Origin of the sequence: Bacteroides sp. AF34-31BH, from assembly GCF_003602795.1 — a bacterium.
In the GTDB taxonomy this organism is placed as follows: domain Bacteria; phylum Bacteroidota; class Bacteroidia; order Bacteroidales; family Bacteroidaceae; genus Bacteroides; species Bacteroides uniformis.
Genome location: NZ_QTLV01000004.1, coordinates 59,293 through 79,520, shown reverse-complemented (window position 1 = coordinate 79,520; position 20,228 = coordinate 59,293). Strand labels below are relative to the sequence as shown.

Annotated in this window: 11 protein-coding genes; 4 read left to right on the top strand and 7 right to left on the bottom strand. The window is 51.1% G+C overall.

The window, feature by feature from the left end; translation table 11 throughout:
• Positions 1 to 31: 31 nt before the first annotated feature.
• Positions 32 to 3,433, top strand: a complete 3,402-nt coding sequence (locus tag DWZ67_RS08325; protein WP_005836430.1) for a TonB-dependent receptor — start codon at positions 32 to 34, stop codon at positions 3,431 to 3,433.
• A 99-nt stretch (positions 3,434 to 3,532) separates the two neighbouring features.
• On the opposite strand, the gene DWZ67_RS08320 is transcribed toward DWZ67_RS08325, so the two are convergent.
• The 5 genes from DWZ67_RS08320 to DWZ67_RS08300 form a co-directional block, all read right to left on the bottom strand.
• Positions 3,533 to 4,618 (bottom strand): endonuclease/exonuclease/phosphatase family protein, encoded by a 1,086-nt coding sequence (locus DWZ67_RS08320; RefSeq protein ID WP_087332552.1) that lies wholly within the window; start codon positions 4,616 to 4,618, stop codon positions 3,533 to 3,535.
• 9 nt (positions 4,619 to 4,627) lie between these two features.
• Entirely contained in the window at positions 4,628 to 5,584 is a 957-nt protein-coding gene (locus DWZ67_RS08315) for a D-2-hydroxyacid dehydrogenase (RefSeq protein ID WP_005836435.1), read from the bottom strand.
• 90 nt (positions 5,585 to 5,674) lie between these two features.
• On the bottom strand, positions 5,675 to 6,946 hold the full coding sequence (locus DWZ67_RS08310; RefSeq protein ID WP_005828284.1) for a replication-associated recombination protein A: 1,272 nt from the start codon (positions 6,944 to 6,946) through the stop codon (positions 5,675 to 5,677).
• A gap of 12 nt (positions 6,947 to 6,958) precedes the next feature.
• Positions 6,959 to 9,544, bottom strand: a complete 2,586-nt coding sequence (locus DWZ67_RS08305) for a DUF5686 and carboxypeptidase-like regulatory domain-containing protein (RefSeq protein WP_057098090.1) — start codon at positions 9,542 to 9,544, stop codon at positions 6,959 to 6,961.
• 299 nt (positions 9,545 to 9,843) lie between these two features.
• Complete coding sequence (locus tag DWZ67_RS08300) at positions 9,844 to 10,938, bottom strand: UDP-N-acetyl glucosamine 2-epimerase (protein WP_022401058.1); 1,095 nt, start codon at positions 10,936 to 10,938, stop codon at positions 9,844 to 9,846.
• Between the two features lie 159 nt (positions 10,939 to 11,097).
• Between DWZ67_RS08300 and DWZ67_RS08295 the strand changes: the two genes are divergently transcribed.
• Positions 11,098 to 11,724, top strand: a complete 627-nt coding sequence (locus DWZ67_RS08295) for a trimeric intracellular cation channel family protein (protein WP_005836440.1) — start codon at positions 11,098 to 11,100, stop codon at positions 11,722 to 11,724.
• 188 nt (positions 11,725 to 11,912) lie between these two features.
• Here the strand turns inward: DWZ67_RS08295 and DWZ67_RS08290 are convergent, their stop codons facing one another.
• Entirely contained in the window at positions 11,913 to 14,816 is a 2,904-nt protein-coding gene (locus DWZ67_RS08290; protein ID WP_005836442.1) for a M16 family metallopeptidase, read from the bottom strand.
• Positions 14,817 to 15,088: 272 nt separating this feature from the next.
• Here DWZ67_RS08290 and DWZ67_RS08285 point away from each other — a divergent pair, with 272 nt between their 5' ends.
• A complete protein-coding gene (locus tag DWZ67_RS08285) occupies positions 15,089 to 15,592 on the top strand; it encodes an RNA polymerase sigma factor (protein WP_005828302.1) in 504 nt (167 codons plus the stop codon).
• A gap of 144 nt (positions 15,593 to 15,736) precedes the next feature.
• Complete coding sequence (locus DWZ67_RS08280) at positions 15,737 to 17,512, top strand: biotin/lipoyl-binding protein (RefSeq protein WP_025835515.1); 1,776 nt, start codon at positions 15,737 to 15,739, stop codon at positions 17,510 to 17,512.
• A 23-nt stretch (positions 17,513 to 17,535) separates the two neighbouring features.
• Here the strand turns inward: DWZ67_RS08280 and DWZ67_RS08275 are convergent, their stop codons facing one another.
• The gene (locus tag DWZ67_RS08275) at positions 17,536 to 20,226 is read right to left on the bottom strand and encodes an ATP-binding protein (protein WP_120138567.1); all 2,691 of its coding nucleotides are present in this window, start codon (positions 20,224 to 20,226) and stop codon (positions 17,536 to 17,538) included.
• Positions 20,227 to 20,228: the final 2 nt, after the last annotated feature.

Here is a 20,228-nt window from a genome sequence, read left to right as displayed (position 1 = left end):
AACGTTTTAAGAAACTAATTTAAAAGACATTATGTTAAAGAGAGTAAGAATTATACTGACGGTGCTGCTGTTACTGGCCACCGTGGGTGTAGATGCGCAGGTCACCACTGCCTCTATGGCAGGTAAGGTGACGGATGCAAGTAATGAGCCCATTATCGGCGCCACTGTCCAGGCTGTTCACCAGCCTTCCGGTTCGCGCTACGGAACCGTGACCAACGTTGACGGACGCTATTCCATCCAGGGTATGCGCACCGGTGGTCCCTACCGGGTGGAGATTTCCTACATCGGCTATCAGACGGTTATTTATAAGGACATCACCCTTCAGCTGGGTGAGGTATACAACCTGAACGTAGAGATGAGTGAATCTTCCGAGTTGCTGAACGAAGTGATTGTGACGGCTGCCAAGACCAAGTTCACCGCTGAAAAGACGGGTGCCACTACCAATATCTCGTCTGCACAGATGACGCAGCTTCCCACCGTGAACCGCAGCATCAGTGACATTGCCCGCCTTTCTCCCTATGCTAACGGCATGAGTTTTGCCGGCGGTGACGGACGTTCCACGAACTTCACTATCGACGGTGCCAACTTCAACAATAACTTCGGACTTAGCTCCAACCTTCCCGGCGGCGGCAACCCTATCTCCATGGATGCCATCGAAGAGGTGCAGGTAGTGGTGGCTCCCTTCGACGTGCGCCAGACGAACTTCATAGGCGGCGGCATCAACGCCATTACCAAGAGTGGTACGAACACGTTCAGAGGTACTGCCTATACCTATTACCGCAACCAGGACATGCGCGGTAACCGCATCAACGGCGAGGACCTGGGAGCACGTTCCGACGAGTCCAAGACTACCTACGGCTTCACGCTGGGCGGTCCTATCATCAAGAACAAACTGTTCTTCTTCGTGAACTACGAAAAAGAGAAGACTCCGGGAGAGGTTATAAAGTATCGCGCGCGCGAGGACGGTGAAGATGCGAAAGGTATGGTGTCCCGTACACTGAAGTCGGACATGGAGAAGGTGTACAACCATCTGAAGGACAAATACGGCTATGATGCAGGCTCCTACACCAATTTCCCTGCCGACGAGGAGAACACCAAGCTGCTGGCCCGCATCGACTGGAACATCACGGACCGCCATCGCTTGAGCCTCCGCTACAACAATACGAAGAATACGGCTTGGAATGCCCCGAACGGCAACTCTTCCGATACGGGATATCGCCTGAACAATACTTACCGCGTAGGTACACAGTCTATGGCGTTTGCCAACAGCATGTATTCCATGGACAACAAGGTGCAGTCTTGGGCGGCAGATTTGAACAGCCGCTTCACCGATAAGATTTCCAATCAGCTGCTGTTCACCTACACCAATATAGAGGACATGCGCGGCACCAACTCTTCTCCTTTCCCTTTTATCGACATCATGGCAGGCAAGGACGAGAACGGAAACCAGATTCTGGAACCGTATATGAGCGCCGGTTACGAGTTGTTCACCTACAACAACGGTGTGAAGAACAAGATTACGAACATTACCGATAACTTCACCTTCTTCACCGGTAACCACAAGCTGACGGCAGGTCTTAGCTACGAGCACCAGTTTGCCAACAACGCCTATATGCGTAACGGTACGGGATATTACCGCTATAACAGTCTGGAAGATTTCCTGAGTGGCGCAGCTCCCGAATCATTCGCTTTGACTTATGGCTTCAACGGTGTGGCCAACCCCAATGCTCAGGTTACCTTCAACCAGCTTGGTTTCTATGCCCAGGATGAATGGAACCTCGGCAACAGTCTGAAACTGACCTACGGTATCCGTTTCGACAACTTGATGTTCGACAACGACGACCTCCAGAGAAACGATGCCATCTATGAGCTTGACTTCGACGGGCAGCACATCGACACTGGCAAGTGGCCGGATTCCAGATGGCAGATTTCTCCCCGTATAGGTTTCGTTTGGGACGTGTTCAAGGACAAGTCGCTGAAAGTACGTGGAGGTACGGGTGTGTTTACCGGACGTCTGCCGTTGGTTTTCTTCACCAATATGCCGACCAATGCTTCTATGGTACAGAACTCCGTTACCTTTAAGACCCAATATGACAATGGAAAGGTGGTGGGCCATGATTCCCGTCTGGACCAGTTGGCAGGCGGCATGATTACGGACATGAACCAGATAATCGACAAGTTCAACCTCCCCACCACGATTGAGAAACACGTGGCGGGAAGCAAGATTTCCGGTGTGGCTCAGGACTTCAAGATGCCGCAGGTGTGGAAGTCGTCTATCGCGGTGGACTATCAGGTACCCGTATCTTTCCCCTTGACCGTGACGGGAGAGTTCATGTTCACGAAGAATGTGAATGCCGTTACCATCAACAACATCAATATCAAGAACCCCGACGAATGGAAGTACAATAAGCTGACCACCGTCAAGGGCGCTGATGGAAAAGACGTGACAACTACGGAACTGCTGCATACGGGTATGCAACGTTTCAATGGTGCGGATAACCGCATGGTGTACTCTTATTCTCTTTATGACAACCCCGACAAGAATGTGAAATATGCAGGCGACTTCGTGCATTACAATGGCAAGAATGCCGTGGTACTCGACAATACATCCAAAGGCTACGGCTATACGGCAAACATCACGGTGAATGCCCAGCCGGTGGATGACTTGATGCTGATGCTGGCCTATACGCACACGGAGTCCAAAGAAGTTTCCGGTCTTCCGGGCAGCGACCCTATCTCCACTTGGCAGGGATTGAACACGATTGATGGTTCCAATTATGTGGATGCACAACGGTCACAGTATGTGGTTCCCGATAAGGTGATTGCTTCTGTGGGCTACTACATCCCCTTCAGACACAAAGGCCTGCTTCGTGGCACACACTTGAATCTGTTCTATTCCGGCTATTCTTCCGGCGGTTATAGCTTCTGCTACACCAACGACATGAACGGCGACGGTATCAACAACGACTTGATGTACATTCCGAAGGACGATAGTGAAATCAACTTCAAGACAGAGGAAGACCGCGTTGCCTTCTGGAAATTCGTAGAGCAGGATTCGTACTTGAAGAATCACAAAGGACAGTATGCCGAGGCTTATGCTGCCCGCGCTCCGTGGGTGCACCGCTTTGACTTCCGTCTGCTGGAGGATTTCGAATTCAAGATTGGCAAGACCAAGCATTGCTTCCAGTTGAGTTTCGACATCATGAACGTGGGTAACCTCATCAACTCCAAATGGGGTATCTCCAAGACCAATACCGTTTCCAACAGCAACCGAATCCTGAAGTATGAAGGGGTGAAGAGCGCCACTGACCTGACTCCGGTATTCTCCATGTATAAGGTGAACGGTGAATATCCTACCAAGACTTACGACACCTATCAGAACTACAGCGAATGCTGGAAGTTGCAAGTCGGTATCCGTTACGTGTTCAACTAATCGGGTGCAGATAACCTCCGCTGAATGGCAGAATATGATAAGGCAAGGGCTGTTCCGGGATTTCCGGGACAGCCCTTATTGTTTTTGGCTTTCTTTACTTTATTGTATTTCAACCTCCATAATCACTGGATTGTGGTCGCTGCACAAATCCAGGTCCGGAGAGTAGTATGCAATACCCTTCAGGCTGGGGGAGTGGAAGATGTAGTCAATACGCAACATGCGTTTGGCATAGCGGTAGGTGTACATGTATCCGTTTCCGGCAGTGCGGAATCCGTCTTTGAGGGTTTTCCTCAAATGATGGTAGGTGTAGGAGGAAGGTATTGAGTTGAAGTCGCCGCATAGCAGCACGGGATAGGGGCTGGTCTTAGCGTAGTGGCTGATGACGTAAGTCTGCGTGGCCCGCTTCATGAAGTTTTCGTGCAGGGTGCCTGCGGCATCTTTGGCTGCCTGGACTTCGCGGCGGGTGTCGTCGGTGGCCAGCTCGCGTTCCCACTTCCTGCGCTTCTGGCTAACGCTGGTGGTCTGCAGGTGGTTGTTTATCAGACGTATGGTATCCGTACCCATCACTACATCGCACATCATGCTACAGTTGGAGCTGTGCTGGTAAGTGATGAAACGGTGGTTCGCCAATGGATAGCGGCTGAATACGGCGATAGGCAGTACGCCCTTGACGGAGTCTTCAGAAGGGATGAGCGCGTGTGACCAATGCGAGAGTACGCGCCGTATGCTGTCTGTGGGGAAGTCACTGTTGTCTCCGAACTCCTGGAAGCACAGCACATCCACGCCCTCCTGCTGCATGTACCGGGCTATCTCCTTGCAGGAATAACCGGTAATCTCACCTCCAAAGTTGTGTATGTTGTAGGTGGCTATCTTCAGATACTTGCCTGCCGGGGTCTTGTCTTTCGGCAGGTGGAGCTGGAAGACAGACGTCAGATATCCCCAGTTGCAGAAGAATGCCACCAGCGGAACCAGTGCCCAGCGCTTACGGGCCAATGCCCAGCAGAGTGCCGTTATCAGATTGACAATCAGGAGTACGGGCACTGCCAGCCCCAGTAATGGCATGATGACGGAATCGACCGGAGCTACATTTCCTGAGAAGGCTGCCACTATGGTGATGGTGGCCAAGACGAATGTCGCTGCTATCAGACAGATGTAGAACAGACCTTTTACGGCAGACTTTCCCATGTTGTTTGCTTATTTATTCACTACGTTCACCGGCTTGCCGTCTTGGTAGGCCTTGATGTTTTCGAGCATAATCTGCATGAGGCGTTCGCGCGCGGCGGTGCTTGCCCAGGCAATGTGCGGAGTGATGTAGCAGTTGCGGGCAGAGAGCAACGGATTGTCGGCACGGGGAGGTTCTTGCGAGAGTACGTCTACGCCGGCGGCATAGATGGTACCGTTGTTAAGTGCGTCGGCAAGGTCTTGTTCGTTGATGAGCGGGCCGCGTCCGGTATTGATGAGGATGGCGGTGGGCTTCATCAGTCGGAGCCGTTCTGCATTTACCATCTCGCGGGTGGAGTCGGTGAGGGGACAGTGCAGGCTGATGATGTCACATTCGCGGAACAGCTCGTCCAGCTCCATCTTGCGGATTTCGGGAGGAAGCTGGAAGTTGGTCTTGGAGGTGTAGGCACATACCTTCATACCGAAGCCGATGGCGATGCGGGCGGTGGTGAAACCGGTGTGGCCCAGGCCTACGATTCCGAGCTTCTTTTCGCGCAGTTCGATGAGCGGCGTGTCCCAGAAACAGAAGTCCTTGCTTGCTGTCCAGCGGCCCCGGTGCACCTCTTCGGAGTGGTGTTGCACTTGCTGGGTGATGTTTAGGATGTGGGCAAAGACCATTTGGGCTACGGAGTCGGTGCTGTAGGCGGGAATATTGGTGACGATGATTCCGCGTTCTTTGGCGGCAGTGGTGTCTACGATGTTATATCCGGTGGCCAGCACACCGATATACTTCAGTTCGGGCAGTGCCGCCATGTGTTCAGCGGTGAGTACAGTTTTGTTGGTCAGCAGGATTTCTGCACCAGCAGCGCGTTCCAATACTTCCGCAGGGGCGGTGCGGTCGTAGATGGTGCACTCGCCCAAGGCTTGCAATTCGTCCCAGCAGAGGTCGCCGGGGTTGGCGGCATAGCCGTCTAATACTACTATATTCATGGAGTTATGAGTTATGAGTTATTTGTTGTGGGGATTTTCTGTATCCGACTTTTAATCTCTAATTTTCAATTTTTAATTTGAATTGATAGTTTACCATTTCTTTTCCTCTCCCCAGAGTTGCTGCATCCGTTCCTTATGCTTTTGCTCGGCAGGGTTGAGTTGTGGTTCCCAGATGCGGCGGTCTTTCAGTTCGTCGGGCAGGAATTGCTGCTTGACGAAGTTGCCGGGGTAGTCGTGGGCGTACTTATACTTCTCGCCGTAGCCCAACTGCTTCATCAGCTTGGTGGGCGCATTGCGTAGGTGCAGGGGGACGGGGAGGTTGCCCGTTTCGCGTACCAGTTCCAGGGCATTGTTGATGGCCATATAGGCTGAATTGCTCTTAGGACTGGTGGCGAGGTATATGGTGGCTTCTGCCAGGGGGATACGTCCTTCGGGCCATCCCACTTTCATCAGCGTGTCGAAGCAGGCGTTGGCAAGCAGCAGCGCGTTGGGGTTGGCCAGTCCGATGTCTTCGGAGGCAGAGATGACGAGGCGGCGGGCTATGAAGGCAGGGTCTTCACCGCCTTCTACCATGCGTGCCAGCCAGTAGATGGCGCCATCCGGGTCGCTGCCGCGAATGGATTTGATGAAAGCGGAGATGATGTCGTAGTGCATCTCGCCGTCCTTGTCGTAAGCAAGAGGGTTCTGTTGAAGGCGTTCGGTCACCATGTCATCCGTGATGAGGACAGGATCGGTGGCTTCGGAATCTATCACCAGTTCGAGGATGTTGAGCAGCTTGCGGGCGTCTCCTCCGCTGAAGCGGAGCATGGCAGTGGTTTCTTTCAGTTCTATTTTCCGTTCCTTCAGCACGGTGTCCGTGGTGATGGCGCGTTGCAGCAGTTCCAGCAGGTCGTCCTTCTCCAGTGACTTCAGGGTATAGAGCTGGCAGCGGGATAGTAGCGGGCGGATGACCTCGAACGAAGGGTTCTCCGTGGTGGCGCCTATCAGCGTCACGGTGCCTTGCTCCACGGCTCCCAACAGCGAGTCTTGCTGCGACTTGCTGAAACGGTGTATCTCGTCGATGAAGAGGATGGGACTGGCTTGCGAGAAGAAGCGGTTGCTCTTGGCACGCTCTATCACGTCGCGTACATCCTTCACACCGCTGGTCACGGCACTAAGTGTATAGAAAGGGGTTTCCAGCTTGTTGGCGATAATCTGTGCCAGGGTTGTCTTTCCCACTCCCGGAGGGCCCCATAAGATAAACGAAGAGATACGTCCTGCATCAATCATCTTACGCAGCACTGCACCCGGTCCCACTAAATGTTTCTGACCGATATATTCATCTAATGTTCTTGGTCTAAGCCGTTCTGCTAATGGTTGCATAGTATGTAACTCTTAAAAAATCATTAATATCATGAAGCGTATACCGCCCTTCTTCACTCCCGGTATATCCGTATAGGTCAGTCGGCGTACATATTCTATGTGGAGCAGCTTGAAGATATTGTAGATACCTACACTGGCTTCCACATAGGGAGTCTTGCCCATGACGTGGCTGGTGGGTACACCGTCGCGCATGGGGAAGAGGAACAAGTCGGGATTGTTGCTCTTGTATGGGTTGTTCTTGTCCGTCAGCGTGCCCCACAGACCACGGATGCGGAACATCTCGCGCCACTTCAGCTTCTTGATGAGCGGGATGCGGTTGAAGAGTTTTCCGTTCATGTCGTAGCTTAGGTTGAGGGAGGCGTAACGGTCGTTCAGGAACTCCATGTTGTTGATGAGGTTGAAGGACTCGTTGTTCTGCGTGATGTACGAGAGGTTTGCCATCGGTAGGTTCAGCAGGGGGAAGGGAACGGTGTTCCATTGCGCACCGGCACGTGCCGTTACGTCCAGCTTGCCCCACGAGCCGAGCCAGAAGCGCTTCCGGATGCTGGCTTCCGTCAGGTTGAAGTTGTACTCTCCACCCAGCACGCCCTTGAATCCGGCGGTGTGGGAGAGGGTGAAGGTGGGCGCATCCAACGATACGGGCACGCGGCGCTGTTTGGTGTTGACGAAGGTTTCGCCGGGAGCGTAACGCAGGGTCACACCCAGCTCGGTAGTGGTGATGTCGTGCACCAGCGTATTCTTTTCATCCCACTGTCCGGGTGTTTCTCCGTTGTTCTTCCAGTATTGCAGTTGCCCCGCAGGCTGGTCGTTGCGGTGGCGTGCCATGGCCTGTACGGAGAAGCCGGTATTGGTTTCCAGCTCGTAGGTCAGCGTGGCATCGCGCATGTAGGACATCTGGTCTACCGTGGTCCATTTCCAGCCGACAAATAAGTTGTCCTTGTCCGTGGCGAGGTACTTGTCCATGGGAGACATCACGTCGTAGGTGTACTTGAAGGCGATGTAGTGCTTCGGGAACTCCCACAATACGTATTCGCGTTTGTTGAAGGAGTAGGCCACCTGCCCGGAGTAGAACCATTTCTTGTCCTTGGTTCCGTAGGCGCCGTAACCGCTCAGGCTCCAATGCGGGTCGAGGTTACCGGTTGTCATACCGCTCAGACGGAAACGGGTGCCGTTGACGTAGTTGCTGGTTATCATTGTATTGATAGGACCGAAGTCGAACTTACTGGGATGTTTCTTGCTGCCCGTTTCCACGAAGTTCTCAATCAAGGCTTTCGCTCCGAAGATGACGTACTTGAAGCCGGGAATCTGTTCGATACGGTTCATGAATACGTCCATCGTGCTCTCCTTCTTGGTGAGAGGCACTTGGCGCACTTTCGCCCAATACTCGTCGCTCTTGGCAAGCATGTTCGCCTCCTTGATGACATTTCCTTTCAGGCGGAAGAGGCGGGGTTCTATCTCTGTGAACTGATAGTCGCTGTACTTGGTGGTCCGCTGTACTTCCAGGCCTTGGATGCCTTTCACAAAGTGCAGTTCCACGGTCATGTCGTCGTCGGTCAGCACCCAGTTTCCGTCGGGCAGTTGTTCGAACTGCTGCACGATGTCGAGGTTTTCCACGAAGTTGACACCCGTCTTCTTGGGTAGGTTCATGGTACATTTCTTCACGGCATAGGTGGAGTCCTTCACCACGTAGAGGTGCCCCGTGAAACCGAAGTCCTGCGGGTTCTGCGGAACGAAAGTCAGATGCACGCACTCCTGCTTGTCCACCATGAGTGTGTCCATCAGATAGTACTTGTAGAAGCTGATGGCTCCGCGACCGATGGGGCTGACGAAGCGGCGTTGCAGCAGCCGGATGTCGTCGTCGTAGATGTTGATGTCGGAGAATACGTCCGTAAGGATGGTCCCCAGCATGTCTCCGGTGTTGAAGAACTCTTCGATACCGGTGGAGTTCATACCTTCGATGATGGTCTTTTCGCTCTTGGGGTTTTTACGGAAAATGGTCTTGCTGGCCGTCTCCTTGATGGAGATGGGTAGAATCATTTTGTTGGTCTTGGGTGATACCTCCACCTGGTCTTTGAAGAAGGAGAATTTCTTGTAGATGCCTTTCTCCATTTTGTCAGGGGTGACGTCGTTGAGCGACATCTTCATCTTTTCGTACTTCTGGTACTGGTAGTAGTCGTTCTCTTCCAGTTTCAGTGCCTTCTTGTTCTCGATGACCTTCTTCATGAACTCCACGGCGGGGTTGTTCTTGCGGGAATATTTCTCCTTTTTGGGCTTCACCACGACCTCGGAGAGCATGATGTCATCCGATTGCAGTTTGACGTTCAGCACCCGGGTGCCGGGTTTCAGTTTTACTTTCTTGGTGATATAGCCTACGGCGGAGAACGTCAGCTCATCCCAGCCTTTGCGGGTTTCCACCTGGTATTCACCGTTTGCGTTGGAGATGCCGCCTACACCTTTCCCTTCATACTGTACGGTGATATACATCAGCGGTTCGTTCGTGAGGGAGTCTGTGATGACACCCTTTATCTGGGCGGATGCGCTGATGGAGACGAACAGTGACAGCAGGAAAAGGGCGTAAATTGTATATCTTTGCTTCATAAGTTACAGATAATTCGGGCGCAAAGTTAACAAATTAAGGTTAATCAAGAAGCAAATATAGACTAAAGAAACGGGAGATATGGTTAAATGAACGTGAAAGTCGTATGTCTTGTTTGCCGGATACAGATAAAAAACGTACAGAATCCTTATAGAAAAGTTGCCGGATATAAAGGATAAAGTTGCACAACGTATGGAGAAAGTTCTATCCCAAGCCTTGGGATAGAAAGACCCAAGCTTGGGATAAGCGTCCGTAGGTTTGGGATAGACGTTTGCAAGCTTGGGATAGAATTTATGGAGGATTATGAATTGTTGCCGTTCAGTAGTGTCTGTACGATGCGTTCCGCCGTTCGTCCGTCCCAGCGGTCGGGCAGGGTGGTGTGCTTCCATTCTCCGTGCAGCAGCTTGTCGAGCGAGGCGGAGAGAGCGAAGGAATTTTCGCCTACCAGCTCGTTGGTACCGATGCGCCAGGTTTCGGGATGCTCGGCATAGGTATTGAGGGTGATGCAGGGGACGTCGAGGAAGGTAGCTTCTTCGGCGATGTTTCCCGAGTCGGTGACGATGCCCCGTGCCTGGTTGATGAGGAATCCGAAGTGCAGGTAACTCTGCGGAGGCAGGATGTGCAGGTTGGGAGCATTCACTTCCAGCGACTTCACCGCCTTTTGCACGTAGGGGTGTAGTGGGGCGACGATGGGCATGCCGCCGGCCTTCTCGATGACGGTCTGGAGCAGGGAGTGCAGTACGGCTTTCTTCTCCAGCAGGTCGCGGCGGTTGAGGGTGAGCAGCAGGTAGTTCCCTTTCCGCAGGCCGAGGCTGGAGAACCACATGGGCTGCACCAGGCGGTGGCGGTTGAAACGGATGGTGTCAATCAGTATGTTGCCCACGTAGTGGATATATTCGGGTATCATGCCCTCCTGGTTGAGGTTGCGGTTGGCCACCATGCCGGCGGTGAAGAGATAGTCGGAAATGGCGTCCACGATGGTGCGGTTCACCTCGCGGGGCATGTTCATGTCGAAAGAGCGTGTGCCGGCTATGACGTGCGCCACCTTCAGTCCGCGCTTCTTGGCGACGATGGAGCAGCTCATAGTGGCGGTCATGTCATCTACCACCAGTACGACTTGTGCCGGATGCCCGTCCAACTCCCGCTCGAAGGCGAGCATGATGGAGGCTGCCACCTGCGAGTGGTTGTGTCCGGTGACACCGAGGTAGGCATCCGGTTTCCTCATGGAAAGGTCGGAGAAGAGCGAGGCATCCAGGCTGGTGTCATCCTGCGGACCGGTGTAGACGATGCGGTAGGAGATGTTCTTTCCTGCCTCTCTGGCGGCGTCGATGGCGCGGCAGATGGGGGCTATTTTCATGAAGTTGGGGCGTGCGCCCGATACGATTGTTATTCTCATTGTCGTAGTTGGTGAAAAATGATACGACAAAAATACGTTTTCTTAGGGAAATTATTTGTTACTTTGCCTATTATTTTCAGAGTGTCTGTTGAAAATACACACTTATTCAATGTTTAATTTATAATTTTTAATTTTTAATTTTTAATTCTCAAAGTGATAATGCCAACATTTGTTCAGATACTCGATTTCATTGGCACATTTGCCTTTGCCATCAGTGGCATACGCCTGGCCTCGGCCAAGCGGTTCGACTGGTTTGGAGCGTATGTGGTGGGTTTTGTGACGGCCATTGGTGGCGGTACGATACGCGACCTGTTGCTGGACGTCACCCCGGGCTGGATGACGGATCCCATTTACTTGATTTGTACCGGACTGGCCTTGTTGTGGGTCATCCTCTTCGGTAAACATCTCATCCATCTGCACAATACGTTCTTCATATTCGACAGTATCGGCCTGGCACTGTTCACGGTGGTCGGCGTGGGCAAGAGCATCGCGCTGGGCTATCCCTTCTGGGTGGCCATCATTATGGGCAGCATCACTGGGGCTGCGGGAGGTGTGATACGTGACGTATTCATCAACGAAATTCCGCTGATATTCCGGAAGGAGATTTATGCGATGGCTTGTGTGGTGGGAGGAACCTTCTACTGGATGTGCCATCTTCTGGGGATGGAGTCTTTCGTGTGTCAGATTGTGGGCGGTGTGACGGTGTTCGTTACCCGCATACTGGCGGTGAAGTATAGGATTTGCCTGCCTATCCTTTCGGGCAATGAAGAGGAGCAGGAAGGGTAGTCCGTTATCTGCTGTCTGAGAATCTTAGGGATTTTCCGGTGAAATTCCGGGCAATGTGCAAAAGAACTTCAGGTGTTAAAAATAAGATTCCCCGGCATTTGCAACCGAAATGTCGGGGAATCTTTCATATTCCTCGTTCCCCTGATAAGGGGGAAGGAGGATGGGATTGCTAAAGGGATAAAACAAGGTTAGAACAATGCATCCTTCGTGTTGAAAAGTTTGCGTTCGTTCAGTTTCACTACCTTGCCGAATTTTTCCAGTCGCTTCAGGTCAATGTTCTTTGGGTTGCCCATGATGGAAATGCAGTAAGGTTTGTCTTTGATGTTCTCTTCGTAGAATTTCACGATGTCGTCAAAGGTCAGTGCATCTACTTTCGGCAGGTTTTCCTTTGCTGGGTCGTCTGTGTAGCCTCTGTAGCCCAAGTCTACCAGTTCCATGGCTTTGTTGCGGAAGCTGGGGTGACTGGTCAGCATGGCTTGGCGGAGGTAGCTCTTGATGTTGTCGATACGTTCCGGATTTTTCGGCATGTCGTTGACGAGACCCATCAGTACGTCCAATGCATCGTTTGCCTTGTCGTTCTGGGTACCGATGTAGCCGCGCAGATAGCTTGCTTTTCCGGCTATGCCTTGCGTGCCGACGAATGCGTAGGCTGTATAGGCCATGGAGCGTTTTTCGCGGATTTCGTTCAGAACGATGCCGGTGAAGTCAAGACCGAAGTATTGGTTGAATGCGCTACGCAGCACGTCGTCCTTTTTGTCAGCCTTCTGCATCGGGATGTAGAGGTGGATTTGGGCTTGTTCTGCATCGTTGTTAGGCAGGAAGTAGACGGTGTTTTCGGTCACCGGCATCATGTCCTTTGCCTGTGGGGAGTTGGACGGGCGTTCGTTGGCCACCAATGGGAGGTTCTTGCTCAGGATATCGTATACTTGGTCGAAGGGGAGTGTTCCGGTGAAGAACACCTTTGCCTCGTAGTTGGAGGCGCGGTTGATGTCGCCCGTCAGTTCTGAAATCTGTAATTCGTAAATCTCCTTGTCGGTCAGTTCCTTGATGTAGTCTGATTTCTCTCCGTAGAGCATGTACTGCCGCAGTGCTTCGTTCAGGATGCTGACGTTGTCTTTGCGCTGCTGGCGCATACCCATTGCCGAACCTTTCAGACGTGCCAGTTGCTTTTCGTCCAGTTTTGGCATCAAAATCTGGCGTGAAAGTAGCTGGCAGGCTTGCGGCAGGGTGGCTTCGTAGCCCTCCATGATGATGTAGAGGTTGTCATCATCGGCTGTCACGTGGCAGGTTGCGTTCAGCTTGCTGAGTTCTTCTTTCAACTCTTGCGGTTCGTAGGCCCCCATGATGCCTGCGTTGTTCATCAACTGGGCGGCATAGCCAAGTTTTGGGAATTCGCGTTCACCGGCTCCGTATTGTACAACCAACTGGAATACGTTATTCTCCTTGTTGGGTGTGTAGTACATCTTTGAACGGTCGTTCAGTTGCTTGATTTGCACTTCGCCGTAGTCTGCGAATTTCTCCTCCATCTGTCCGATGGGCAGGTTTTTGAATTGTGTTGCATAGAGCGATTCTTTTCCTATCGGAGGTTCTACGGGTTTGTAACCCGGCTTCTCAATCTTGGCGTTCTTGTCAGGCTTTCCTTTTTCGATATATAGGGCCAGGTAATTGTCTGACAGATATTTCTTGGCTACTCGCTTGATGTCGTCAGTGGTGATGGCCATAATCTTGTCCTTGTAATTGAGTATGTCGCCCAAGTCCTGCTCGTTGTAGAAGGCGTTCATCAGTATCATGGCCTTGTCCTCGTTCGACTCCATTTCCAGGTCGAACTGGCGGCATTTCTCGGCTTTGATGGCATCAATTTTCCAGTCCTCGAATTCTCCGTTGGCGATTTGCTGGATGGCTTTCAAGGCTTTCTTTTCGGCGCTCTTGGTCGACTCGAAACGGCGCTGGTTTTCGTCGTAGAGGGGAATGGCCGCTACGATGGCGCGTCCTTGTTCGCGGAAAGTACGGGTGTAGGCTCCGGCGCTGGTCAGTTCACCGTCCAGTACCAGCTTGTCCATAGTTCCGGTCTGACTGTTGTTGTTCAGCAGTGCTAGGGCGATGTCCAGAGCGTCTTCGTCGGGATGTCCGGCAGGTACTCCATTGAATACCATTGCCACTTGCGGGTAGAATCCTACTTTAGCCGAATACTGTTTGCGGCCCTTTATTTCGAGGTTCTGGTAGACCTTGCGCTCGGGTGAGGGTTTAGCAGCCAGACGTCCAAAGGCGGCATTGATGCGTCCGCTGATTTGTTGGGCTTTGATGTTTCCTACGAGTACCAGTACCATGTTTTCGGGGACATACCATTGTTCGTAAAATTCAATCAGCTTGCTCAGGCGGGGATTCTTCAGATGTTCGGGCAGGCCGATGATGGAACGGGAGTAAGGATGTCCCTCAAAAGCTTTCTCCATCACGAACTGGTTCTGTGCACGTCCCTGGTCATCTTGTGAACGGTTATATTCTTCGTACACGTTTTCCAGCTCCGACTGGAAGGAACGGAATACGGGATGCAGGAAACGTTGTGAGGAGATTTCCAGCCATTTGTTTATCTGATAGGCAGGGAAGGAGCTGTGATAGAAGGTCCAGTCATAGTAGGTGCCTGCATTCACCCCTTTGGCACCCATGCTTTCCATCAGGTTGGAGTATTCGTTGGGAAGTCCCAATTTTCCAGCTTTGACGGTCAGCTCATTGATTTCCTTGCTGATGGCTTCTTTTTTTGCCGGGTCGGCTTCTTCGGCCATCTGGTCGTACTTGGCGATGATTTCCTTGTAGATCGGTTCTTCTTCCGTCCAGTTCAGCGCGCCTATCTTGTCTGTTCCTTTAAACATGACGTGCTCCAGGTAGTGTGCAAGTCCCGTGTACTCTTCGGGGTCGTTGATGGAACCGGCACGTACGCCTACCAGTCCGAACACGTCCGATTTGGATTCATCTTCCCATATATATACGGAAAGACCGTTCTTCAGCTTGAACGCCTTCAGTCCTTGTCCGAAGGAGGGCAGGGAAATGATAAGGGTAGTCAGCAGAAGAAGTGACTTAAATTGAAATGATTTCATAAAATAAAGTGTTTTTATGTAATAAAAGTGTTTTCCTATATGTAGGCAAAGCTATAAAAAAATCACGTAACATTTACGAAATCTTCGGAAAAATGATAGTTTTCAGTATATAATATCACCCGTAAACTATCAGAGAGGGGGGTGTAAACTGTCAAATGATAGTTTTCACCCCTAATAAAAACCGTATTCCGTCCCCCGGGGCTTCAAATCTTCCTTATACTTGCAATCGTAAAACCTAAACCATTATTAACTATTTAAAAATTGAGCAAAGTATGAATACTTACAGTTTTAGAAAAGATTTGCTTGCAGTGCAAGAAGAACTGCTTCGCTTTGCATACAAGTTGACAGCCGACCGGGAAGAAGCGAATGATTTGTTGCAAGAGACATCTCTCAAGGCTTTGGATAACGAAGACAAATTTGAACCCGACACCAATTTCAGAGGTTGGATGTATACCATTATGCGCAACATCTTTATCAATAATTACCGGAAAATAGTTCGCGAACAGACTTTTGTGGACCAGACGGACAATCAGTATCACCTCAGCATGCCCCAGGACTCTGGTTTTGCCAGTACCGAGGGTGCCTACGACCTGAAAGAAATGCATCGCATCGTCAATGCCCTTCCACGCGACTATAAAGTCCCTTTCTCCATGCATGTGTCCGGTTTCAAGTACCGCGAGATTGCCGAACGCCTCGGCCTTCCGCTCGGAACGGTGAAAAGCCGCATCTTCTTTACGCGCCAGAAGTTGCAGGATGAATTGAAAGATTTCATCTGATAATAATTTGATAGTAGCAATATGATATATAACATATTACTTATGATGAATTTTCAAGGGTTATTCTTGACTATATGTCAGAATAATCCTTTATATTTGTATATGTTAAGTTAACCGAAGGAAAATCTCTTATTATTGACTATGATGAAAAAGGAAATTAAATTCAGTCTTGTTTACCGGGACATGTGGCAGTCGTCCGGTAAGTATCAACCCCGGGTAGACCAGTTGGTACGTATTGCTCCGTTGATAGTTGAAATGGGTTGTTTTGCACGCGTTGAAACAAACGGAGGAGCTTTTGAGCAGGTAAACCTTCTGTATGGTGAAAATCCCAACAAGGCTGTACGCGCCTTTACCGCACCTTTTAGGGAAGCAGGCATACAGACGCATATGCTCGACCGCGGGCTAAATGCACTGCGCATGTATCCCGTTCCGGCAGATGTGCGCCGGCTGATGTACAAGGTGAAGCATGCCCAGGGTGTGGACATTACCCGTATCTTCTGCGGATTGAACGAGACGCGGAATATAATTCCTTCTATCAAATATGCTCTGGAAGCGGGCATGATACCGCAGGCTACGCTCTGCATCACGTATTCTCCCGTCCATACGGTGGAATACTATGCCAGTATTGCCGACCGGTTGATTGAAGCCGGGGCACCTGAAATCTGCTTGAAGGATATGGCGGGCATCGGACGTCCGGGTATGCTGGGACAGCTTGTCAGAACCATTAAGGAGAAGCACCCCGATGTGCTGATACAATACCACGGGCATAGCGGTCCCGGACTTTCCATGGCTTCCATTCTCGAAGTCTGTGAGAACGGTGCCGACATCATCGATGTGGCGATGGAACCCATGTCGTGGGGCAAGGTTCATCCGGACATCATCTCCGTGCAGGCCATGCTGAAAGACCTGGGTTTCCAAGTGCCCGACATAAACATGAAAGCCTACATGAAAGCCCGTGCCATGACGCAGGAGTTCATTGACGAGTTCTTGGGTTATTTCATGGACCCCACCAATAAACATATGTCCTCACTCTTGCTGAAGTGCGGTTTGCCGGGTGGCATGATGGGCTCCATGATGGCCGACTTGAAGGGAGTGCATTCCGGCATCAACATGATACTGCGCGGTAAGAACGAGCCGGAACTCAGTCTGGACGACCTGCTCGTCATGCTGTTCGACGAAGTGGAATATGTATGGCCCAAGCTGGGTTATCCTCCTTTGGTGACTCCTTTCAGCCAGTATGTGAAGAATGTGGCTTTGATGAACCTCATGCAGCAGGTAAAGGGAGAGGAGCGTTGGACGATGATAGACAACCATACGTGGGACATGATTCTGGGCAAGAGTGGACGCCTCCCCGGTACTTTAGCGCCCGAGATAGTGGAACTGGCTAAGTCCAAAGGCTTTGAGTTCGTGGATACGGACCCGCAGCTGAACTACCCGGATGCTCTGGATACATACCGGAAAGAGATGGACGAAAACGGTTGGGAATATGGCGATGATGACGAGGAACTCTTCGAGCTTGCCATGCACGACCGGCAGTATCGCGACTATAAATCCGGCGTTGCCAAGAAACGTTTTGAGGATGACCTGCAGCGTGCCAAGGATGCGGCGATGGCCAAAAACGGATACTCGGAAGAAGAAATCAAGAAGCTGAAGCGTGCCAAGGCAGACCCGATAATCGCGCCTTCCAAGGGGCAAGTGCTTTGGGAGGTTTCCGTCGAAGGTCCTTCTTCTGCTCCTTTCATCGGACGCAAGTACCAGCATGATGAGGTGTTCTGCTACATCTCTACGCCGTGGGGCGAATACGAGAAGATATGGACCGGATTTACCGGACGTGTGGTGGAAGTCTGTGCCAAGCAAGGGGATGTGGTCAATAAAGGGGATGTGATTGCTTATATCCAGCGAAGTGATATTTTTGCATAAAGTGGAGGATGACTGTTTTTCAGTCATCCTTTATCATCCAGCCATTTCTTGATGGTTTCCTTCAGCACTTCTTGAGTGAAGGGTTTGGTAAGGAAGTCGTTGCAACCTGCTTCCAGGGCAGCTTGCTTGTCGTGCTCGTAGGCATAGGCTGTAAGGGCGATGATGGGGACGTCCGGTACCAGTTCACGGATGATGCGAGTGGCGTCGATTCCGCCAAGGTTGGGCATTTTCATGTCCATCAAGATGAGGTCGGGGTGGACTTCCTCGAACATCGTTACGGCTTCCATGCCGTCTTTGGCATGTTTCAGCCGATAGAGTCGGCCTAAAATGGCGTTAATTAGGATGAAGTTGCTTTCTGTATCTTCGGCAATCAGGATGGTCTTGGAAGGAGGGGTAGGGAGTGCTCCGACCTCTTCATTCTTCGGGGAATCTCCGGGGGCTGCATTTTTGCCCCTCTGCTCTGTGGAGTGTGTCTCTGCTGTCGTTTCCTGGTTGTCCTCTTCTTTCTTTTCCGCCTCTGTTTTGCTGGTGGATTCCAGCGGGAGAACAAAAGTAAATGTGGTGCCTTTACCCACCTCTGAAGTGACGGATATGTTGCCACCCAGACGTTCGATGATGGTTTTGCAGATAGAAAGTCCCAATCCGGTGCCCTGGGCAAAGTTGTTCACCTTGACGAAACGTTCGAATATCCGGTCCACCTTGTCCGGTGCAATGCCCATACCCGTATCGGTGACGTGGAATGCTACATACTTGCCTTCCCGGCGATACCCGTAACTGATGTGCCCGGTGGTGGTGAACTTGAAGGCATTGCCTATCAGATTGGAAATGACCTGGAAAATCCGGTTCTTGTCTCCGTCAATCACGATATTCTCGTCAGAGGGTTCGTATATCAGTTCCACTCCTTCGGGACAGCGGAAAATATGTGCGTCGTGTATCTCCTTGCAGAGTGGATGGAGGCGTACGGGCGTGATGGTGAACTCCACGATGCCCGATTCTATTTTTGATAAGTCGAGGATTTCGTTAATGAGCTGGAGCAGGCGTTCATTGTTCGATTCCACTATTTCGTAATAGCCTAGCCGTTCTTCCTCATCGGTACTTTCGGCAATAATTCGTGAGAAGCCTACAATGGCATTGAGCGGTGTGCGTATCTCGTGGCTCATGTTGGCGAGAAAGGCGGATTTGAGCCGGTCGGAAGTCTCGGCTTTCTCCTTGGCTACGAGCAGTTCCCGTTTCATCTGTTCCATTTCCGTGATGTCCCATTCGATGTTCAGCAGGATGGGGGAGAAGTCGTTGCTTTCAATCTTCATCTTTCGCTTGTCCAGATAGATGGAGTTACCGTTTCCGTTGCGTTCTTCCGCAATCCAGTGCATCTCTTTGCCGGTTCTGGCTATTTCGATGTCTTGCGCCCTCTTTTCCTGAGCAGTCTCCAGAGGATAAAAATCGAAGTCGTCCTTTCCCAATGCCTCTTGTATGGGGATTTCGCGGTTATACGATTCGCGGTTGCGGTAGAGGTACTTGAAGTTGTTGTTGATGTCCTTCACAACAATGCCTGCCGGGAGGTTTTCGATGATTTTGTCCAAAATCTGGTTGAACTGTTTGATTTGCTGCTCATGCCGGATGCGTGTCGATACGTCTCTTCCGAATGTCCAGATGGTTCCTTCCCCTTTGTCGCTTGTCACCCAATAAGCGTTTCCTTCAATGGCGAGTACTTCCGGACGCTTGGGCAGCGGATGGTAGACGATGTATCCGTGGTTCGTCTCTCCACGTTTGACACGGTTGGCAAACTCTTTCCAGGATGTTTCATCCCTGCCGTATGAGGGCAGGTCGTATATCTTCATCCGGGTGATGTCTTGGCCATTACCGATGCCATGCCGTTCCTTGAAGCAACGGTTGCAGAATATCAGCGTGCCGTCTTCGTGTGCCGAATAAATGTCCTCGGTGGAGTTGTTGATGGCATGTGTCAGCAGATTGATGTCGTTGCGCCGTTTCTGTATGTCGGTAATGTTCTGTATGTATCCTTCTATAGTGACATTCCCGTCTTTCTGCCGTTCGCGGGCAAACGCTTTGAGGCGGATATAGAAAATGTTTCCTTTGAGGAAGATGCGGTAGTCCACGCTGTTTTCCATCTTGCCTTTCAGATTCTCTTTCATCCAGCCGGTAAAGCTTTTCCGGTCTTCAGGAAGGATAAGTTCCAGATAATTGTCCATATTGATGTGCTGCACCTCTTCCGAACACATGATACCCGTATGGCCTGCATAACAGAATATGCGGGTCTGGGTATCGTATTGCCAGTTTCCGATGAGGGCGGCCTTTTGTATTTCGTTGAGCTCGTGGTTTTTCTTTTCGAGTTCCAGTTTGCGCTGGCTGCGTTCTGTGATGTCGCGGTACTGGCAGAGGACCATGCCGTCGTACGGGTACATGATGCATTTAAAGTAATAGGTAGTGTGACCCAGTGTCATTTCGTAATTATGGACTGAACGTACCTTTTGCGTCAGTACCTTCTTGAACTCCGGATATACTTGGTAGTAAGTGGACGGCGGTATCAGTTGGAACAGATTCTTGCCCAGCAGCTTTTCTTCCTTCATGAACCAAAGGTTTACATTGTGCACTGCGATGTCCATGCAAATGCCGTCCCGGTTCAGAAGGAGCATGGTATCTGACGTCAGCTTCAACAGTCTCTCGGCGTTTTCAGCTTGTTTCAAAATGTTTTTCATTC

Bases quoted from the DNA above. Each gene is read 5' to 3' on its own strand.
- DWZ67_RS08325 (WP_005836430.1), top strand. From the start codon at position 32: ATGTTAAAGAGAGTAAGAATTATACTGACGGTGCTGCTGTTACTGGCC.
- DWZ67_RS08320 (WP_087332552.1), bottom strand. From the start codon at position 4,618: ATGGGAAAGTCTGCCGTAAAAGGTCTGTTCTACATCTGTCTGATAGCA.
- DWZ67_RS08280 (WP_025835515.1), top strand. From the start codon at position 15,737: ATGAAAAAGGAAATTAAATTCAGTCTTGTTTACCGGGACATGTGGCAG.
- DWZ67_RS08305 (WP_057098090.1), bottom strand. From the start codon at position 9,544: ATGAAGCAAAGATATACAATTTACGCCCTTTTCCTGCTGTCACTGTTC.
- DWZ67_RS08310 (WP_005828284.1), bottom strand. From the start codon at position 6,946: ATGCAACCATTAGCAGAACGGCTTAGACCAAGAACATTAGATGAATAT.
- DWZ67_RS08285 (WP_005828302.1), top strand. From the start codon at position 15,089: ATGAATACTTACAGTTTTAGAAAAGATTTGCTTGCAGTGCAAGAAGAA.
- DWZ67_RS08315 (WP_005836435.1), bottom strand. From the start codon at position 5,584: ATGAATATAGTAGTATTAGACGGCTATGCCGCCAACCCCGGCGACCTC.
- DWZ67_RS08300 (WP_022401058.1), bottom strand. From the start codon at position 10,938: ATGAGAATAACAATCGTATCGGGCGCACGCCCCAACTTCATGAAAATA.
- DWZ67_RS08290 (WP_005836442.1), bottom strand. From the start codon at position 14,816: ATGAAATCATTTCAATTTAAGTCACTTCTTCTGCTGACTACCCTTATC.
- DWZ67_RS08275 (WP_120138567.1), bottom strand. From the start codon at position 20,226: ATGAAAAACATTTTGAAACAAGCTGAAAACGCCGAGAGACTGTTGAAG.
- DWZ67_RS08295 (WP_005836440.1), top strand. From the start codon at position 11,098: ATGCCAACATTTGTTCAGATACTCGATTTCATTGGCACATTTGCCTTT.